Origin of the sequence: Streptomyces sp. NPDC001549 (assembly GCF_042894025.1) — a bacterium.
GTDB classification, from domain to species: domain Bacteria; phylum Actinomycetota; class Actinomycetes; order Streptomycetales; family Streptomycetaceae; genus Streptomyces; species Streptomyces kutzneri.
This window is the reverse complement of the sequence record NZ_JBIAVJ010000070.1, coordinates 1-5,538: the sequence shown is the minus strand read 5'-3', so window position 1 is coordinate 5,538 and position 5,538 is coordinate 1. Positions and strand designations below refer to the sequence as shown.

The window sequence follows — 5,538 nt, the reverse complement described above, 5'->3', positions numbered from 1 at the left end:
CATCTGCAGGATTCCTTCAAGCTTTCCACCGACCCGCAGTTCGTTGCCAAGGTCGTCGACGTCGTCGGCTTGTACCACAACCCGCCTGAGCGGGCCGTGGTGTTATGCGTGGACGAGAAGTCCCAGATCCAGGCGCTGGACCGCTCGCAGCCTGTGCTGCCGATGATGCCGGGCATGCCCGAGCGACGCACCCACGACTACCTGCGGCACGGCATCACCAGCCTGTTCGCCGCGTTCAACGTCGCCGACGGAACCGTCATCAGCGAACTCCACCGCCGCCACCGGGCCATCGAGTTCAAGAAGTTCCTGGTCACCATAGACAAAGCTGTGCCCCGCGAACTCGACGTGCACTTGGTGTGTGACAACTACGCCACCCACAACACCTCGGAGATCAGGACCTGGCTGGCCAGACACCCGCGCTTCCACGTCCACTTCACCCCCACGGGCTCGTCCTGGATCAACCAGGTCGAGCGGTGGTTCGGCCTGCTGACCGACAAGCTCATCCGCCGCGGAGTCCACACCTCGGTGAAAGCACTGGAAGACGACATCCGGGCCTGGATCGAGACCTGGAACGAGGACCCGAAACCCTTTGCCTGGACGAAGACCGCCGACGAGATTCTCAAGTCCCTCGCCGACTACCTCACCAAGATCACCCCATCCGAACCGGGCAACCAGGCGCAGACTTAACCCTGAGATTTCTGGCGCAGAGCACTAGTGCTGTGACCGGGAAGGTTCGCCGGGTTGAGGACGCTGGGCCCCTCTGTGATGGATGAGGAGGGCGGCGGTGACCGCAAGGACGTCACCCAGCTCATGCCCCTGCTTGGTGACATCCCACCCGTTCGGGGCCCGGACCTCAGTCCGTCTTCGCGGGCCGTGGCTACGACCACGACATCTACCGCCACCAGGTTCGGGCCCGCGGCATCCTTCCGGCCATCGCCCGTTGCAGCACACCCCACGGCAGCGGCCTGGGCGCCTATCGGTGTTGTCAGAGGGAGGCCTGATGATATTCCCGGCCAGTCACATATCAGGGACGAGGGAAGACATGCCATCGCCATTGGAACGCCTCCAGGCACTGCTCGGTGAGCCGGAGGAGGCGTGGGGCTGGCCGTGCCGAGAGGTCTGGGAGGCCTCTGAACGGCACCTCGGTGTCACACTGCCCGCGGACTACAAGGCCTTCATGGACATATACGGGCCGGGAACCCTCGATGGGTACCTTCACCTGGACCGGCCAACGGGTCTCATGACCCCTGCCGAACTCGAGGAGTTCTGGTCCCTGGACTTCTGGCGCGAGGCACGGAGAGGGTGGGAGGACCTTTACCCGTTCCCGTTCCACCCCGACCCTGGTGGGCTCATCCGCTTGGGCCACGACGAGCACAGCAGCGAGTACTACTTCCTGGCCAGCGACCCGGATCCGGGCAACTGGGAGATCGTGGTCGGCAGCGAGTGCGCCGAGTGGTACCGCACCAGCGGCACCTTCACCGACTTCCTGATGCGCTGCTTCGACGGCCTCGACCGGGCGCCGTTCATGGACCGCGCCTGGCCCGGAGGCGACGCCCGCTACGAACCCTTCGACATGTAGTGCTGGCCCGGGAAGGCTTGCCACCTCGGGCGGTCAGGCTGCTGTTTGTAGTGGTCTGCCGCCCCATCGGATGCCCTTCTCGCTGCGGATGCGGGCGCGTTCGCGTCGTAGGGATGTGAGGACGTCGGGGTGGGAGCCCTTCTTCGCCTTGCCGTGGCGGACGTAGCAGCCCGCCGCTGGCCGCTGGCTCGCGGTTTACAACACCGGGAGCCCGTTCGGCGACCAGAACCGCCCGACCGGCCCGGTCGTGGCACGCACGGCCCCGGCTCCCACTGGCCCCTGGTCTCAGGAGATCGCCATCTTCGACCCCTGCCGGGAGGGTGCGTTCGGCAATTTCATGCACTGGCCGGGCTTGGACGACCTCAACGTGCAGGACCCCAGCGGCTTGGTGGACAACACCGGTTTTGCCTACGGGGCGTTCATCCTGGAACGGCTGACCGAGTGGCACCCGGGGGACAGATCGGTGACGCTGCATTACCTGATGTCGACCTGGCGCCCGTACCAGGTGCATCACATGCGCTCGCGGTTCCGGATTGGCTGAAGCGGCGGTCGGCAGCTTCCTCGGTCTCAGCCATTGTGGGCTGGGAGCGGTACTGCTCCGAATGGGTGAAGTGTCCCGGTGTAGCCCCACCAGCCCGACGCCCAGGGCCGCCTAAGGCGCCCTGCCCATCCTTGCGTCGCGGAGCACCCCCGCTGCTTCCCGAGCGCGCGCATTCCCAGGCTCCCCATGCCAGCATGAGGTCGAAGGGTCGGTTGTGAATCCCGTTGCCCCGGGTGGCTTGGGGCGCTGGGCAAGACAGTCGACGAATGAGGACAGCCACCCGTGTCGATTGAGGCTGCCCGCCGCACCGGTGCTGGCGGCTGGAGAACCCGCTGGGGCCGCATCTGGGTATCTGGTCAAGAAGACCACGCGGAAGGGTAGAACGGGGACTACTTCCTTCCAGCCTGGGGCGAAACGGCGGATGGCCGCGATCCTCAAGACGGCGTCGCACCCCATGGGGGCCTGGGCAATAGGAGTCGACCAATGATTGTGACTGACTGGCAGGCGCGCCACGGCCTCACAGCGGCAGACCATCAGACCGAGTTCAACCGGCTCACTGCACGCGGTTACCGGCTGATTAAGATCTCAGGCTACGAGCTTGGCGGACAGCCGCGGTTCGCGAGTGTGTGGGCTGTTCAGGGCGGAAGTTCCTGGCAGGCACGCCACGGCATTTCCGACACCGAGTACCAGGCCACGGTGACGTCGTTGGGCGGCAGTGGTTTCCGACCGGTCGACCTGTCGGTGTTCCGCTCAGGCGGCAGAGTCTTGTTCAGCGCCATCTGGGAACAAGAACAGGGCCTGGAATGGGTCGCCCGACACGGCCTGACCGGCGCGGAGTACCAGTCCTTGTTCGATGACCTGTCAGGCCGGGGCTTCCGCCTGCGTTGCCTGTCTCCCTACGAGGACGCGGGCGGGGTGAGGTTTGCCTGTATCTGGGACCGTTACGCCGGCCCGGCCTGGTCGGCGAGACATGGTCTGTCCGACGCGGAGTATCAGCGCGAATTCGACAGCCAACACGATCGGGGCTTCAGACTCGTCCGCGCCGTGGGCTACGCGATCGGCGGCGGCATCCGCTACGCGGGCATCTGGGAGCAGTCGCCCGGGCATCCGGGGAAGGCGGCGCACGGTGTGGCGCACAGCGACTACCAGAGCCAGTTCGACGCCAACACCCGAGCCGGCCTCCGGCTGGTCGATGTCAGCGGATTCCGGGACAGCGGCTCAGCGCGCTACACCATGGTTTGGGAGACCACACCCGAGGCCGACGTCAGCGGCGACGCCGCGACAGGCCTCATCGTGCCCTTTATGTAGAAGTGGGCAGTCCCGGGTTTCTCCTTCGCCGTGGCCCGCAACGGCTCGATCAGATCCGCGCGTGCCTTCGGCTACGCGAACCGCATCACCCGCGAGATCGCCACGCCGGACCACCGCTTCCGTATCGCGAGCATCGCTAAGCCGATCACTTCCACCGCCGTGCACATGTTGATCGAGCAAGGCCGGCTCGCTACCACGGACCTGGTATTCGGACCGGGGGCCCTGCTCGGCACCACCTACGGGACGCAGCCTTACAGCGCACGAGTGCGGGCCGTGACACTGCAACACCTGCTGGAGCACACGGCCGGTGGCTGGGTCAACGACGGCAACGACCCTATGTTCCAGCAGACGGCGCTGAGCCAGGACGCGTTGATCACCTGGACTCTCGACAACCGACCGCTCGACAACAACCCGGGGACGACGTACGGCTACTCGAACTTCGGCTACTGCCTGCTCGGGCGGATCATCGAACACCTCACCGGGATGTCATACGGCGATTTCGTGCGCCGCTCTGTGCTAGACGCCAGTGGCGCCGGGCAGGCGTTCCTGGCCGGCGCCACGGCCAGGGACCGAGCTGCTGCGGAGGCGGTGTATGTCGGCCTTGACCGCGCTGCGCCCTACGAGACCCGCGTCGACCGCATGGACGCCCACGGGGGCTGGGCCGCGACGCCGGCTGACGTGCTGCGGTTCTGCTTCTCAGTCGACGGTTTGCCGTCACCACCTGACCTGCTGCAGTCGGCAACACGCATTGCGATGACGACCGCGTCCGCAGCCCGCCCGGTCTCGGCGACGACCCCGGGCTATGCCCGCGGTTGGGCAGTCAACAGCGTCGGCACCATCTGGCACGACGGCACCCTGCCCGGCACCCAGTCCATTCTCGTCCGCCCATCCGACGGCCGCGCCTGGAGTGCCGTCTGCAATGCCGGACGCCCGGGCACCGCCCTCGCCGACGAGTTCGACACCCTCATGTGGAAGGTGCAACAGGGGGTCTGACGGGCTCGGAGAGGAGCACACACCGCCTGGTCCGGCCAATGTAGGACGGTGACAGGGCGCGTCAGAACATCGTGACCGCAGCCGCTCGCTGTGGGAAGAGCCAAGCTCGCCCTTAGGCCCATCTCCCTAGGCCCGCCGACGCCCATGCAAGGACGAACCCGGCCAGCGCGGAGGTCTCGAAGTGCTCCAGCTCCTCCGCCGAGACCGGCAACCAACGCTCGCGCAGATCTCGCACGACCGCCAGCGCCAACGAGCCTCCTCACCTTCAGCCCGACTACACACCGGTCGGACACAGTGAGAAGGCTTCAGGAATCCCGAAGTTGCGTCACCCGATGGCAATACCCCTGAAGGAGGAAGAACCACCTCGCCACAGGGGCGAGGGCTCAGCGGTGCTCAGAGGAACTCACGGGATGTCGCACAGGAGTGCGCCACCGCCGCGGCCAAGTCCCCGGGAGCCGCCGCGCTGATCGCGGACGGCAACGGCGAGTACCGCGGGACCTACCGGCGCATCCTCGACGCCGGCCACCCCGTCCTGACCGTCCCCGACACCGACCCGGGCACTGTCGCCGAGCAGCTGCGCGCCAACCTGGACCAGGCCCAAAGACCACCGCCGGCGCCAGGCCGGACAGACGCTCAGCCTGGCCGCCGGCGCCTGACCTCGCACAGCACCAACGAGAAGCGGCGCCCGAAGCCATAAGAGGTGGCTTCGGGCGCCGCTTCGACTGCAGGCCCCGTGCTCACACGAGGAGGCTCGCGGTCGTCAAGCGGCCTGACCGAGTCCGGCGGCGGTCAGGTCCTGTTCGCGCAGCGGTGTGAAGTCGACGTTGAGTTTCGGGTCGTACGCGTCGGGCTGGATGCCGAGTTCGTGGGTGCTGTACTCGCCGAACCGGTTGATGTGCTCGGTCAGGTACGGCGAGATGTGCGCCAGGTCTTCCGGGTCGATCTCCCATCCCTCCTCCAGCAGCTGCCGCACGATCTCCGCGATGTCCAGGGCGTTGTGGAAGATCACCGCTTCTCTGAACGGGCCTTGACCCCGGATTTTGGACACCGGAGAGACTTGGATCTTGATGGTCCAGGAGAACGGAGTCCCCGTGGGGATGAAGCACTACCCAGCCGA

The 5,538-nt window shown here is 66.5% G+C and carries 5 protein-coding genes and 3 pseudogenes; 6 read left to right on the top strand and 2 right to left on the bottom strand.

The genetic code is table 11. From position 1 onward, the window contains the following. The 3 genes and pseudogenes from ACFY04_RS43500 to ACFY04_RS43490 form a co-directional block, all read left to right on the top strand. A partial coding sequence (locus ACFY04_RS43500; RefSeq protein WP_389126590.1) for an IS630 family transposase occupies window positions 1-687 on the top strand: 687 nt, incomplete at its 5' end. Between the two features lie 93 nt (window positions 688-780). Continuing rightward, window positions 781-980, top strand: a pseudogene (locus ACFY04_RS43495) (IS5/IS1182 family transposase); the annotation flags it as partial. Window positions 981-1,042: 62 nt separating this feature from the next. Next, window positions 1,043-1,579, top strand: coding sequence for an SMI1/KNR4 family protein (locus tag ACFY04_RS43490; RefSeq protein WP_389126588.1), 537 nt, complete (start codon window positions 1,043-1,045; stop codon window positions 1,577-1,579). Between the two features lie 33 nt (window positions 1,580-1,612). Here ACFY04_RS43490 and ACFY04_RS43485 read toward each other — a convergent pair. Further along, window positions 1,613-1,711 (bottom strand): annotated as a pseudogene (locus tag ACFY04_RS43485) (IS630 family transposase); the annotation flags it as partial. Between the two features lie 115 nt (window positions 1,712-1,826). Between ACFY04_RS43485 and ACFY04_RS43480 the strand changes: the two are divergent. The 3 genes and pseudogenes from ACFY04_RS43480 to ACFY04_RS43470 all read left to right on the top strand — a co-directional run. Next, window positions 1,827-2,120 (top strand): hypothetical protein, encoded by a 294-nt coding sequence (locus ACFY04_RS43480; RefSeq protein WP_389126586.1) that lies wholly within the window; start codon window positions 1,827-1,829, stop codon window positions 2,118-2,120. Between the two features lie 483 nt (window positions 2,121-2,603). After that, window positions 2,604-3,428 carry a hypothetical protein gene (locus ACFY04_RS43475; protein WP_389126584.1) on the top strand — a complete coding sequence of 275 codons (825 nt, stop codon included), beginning with the start codon at window positions 2,604-2,606 and terminating at the stop codon, window positions 3,426-3,428. Between the two features lie 18 nt (window positions 3,429-3,446). Further along, window positions 3,447-4,421: pseudogene (locus ACFY04_RS43470) on the top strand (serine hydrolase domain-containing protein); the annotation flags it as partial. Between the two features lie 760 nt (window positions 4,422-5,181). Here the strand turns inward: ACFY04_RS43470 and ACFY04_RS43465 are convergent. Further along, window positions 5,182-5,430: a Tn3 family transposase gene (locus ACFY04_RS43465; RefSeq protein ID WP_389126582.1), complete on the bottom strand. Its 249-nt coding sequence runs from the start codon at window positions 5,428-5,430 to the stop codon at window positions 5,182-5,184. Window positions 5,431-5,538 lie beyond the last annotated feature (108 nt).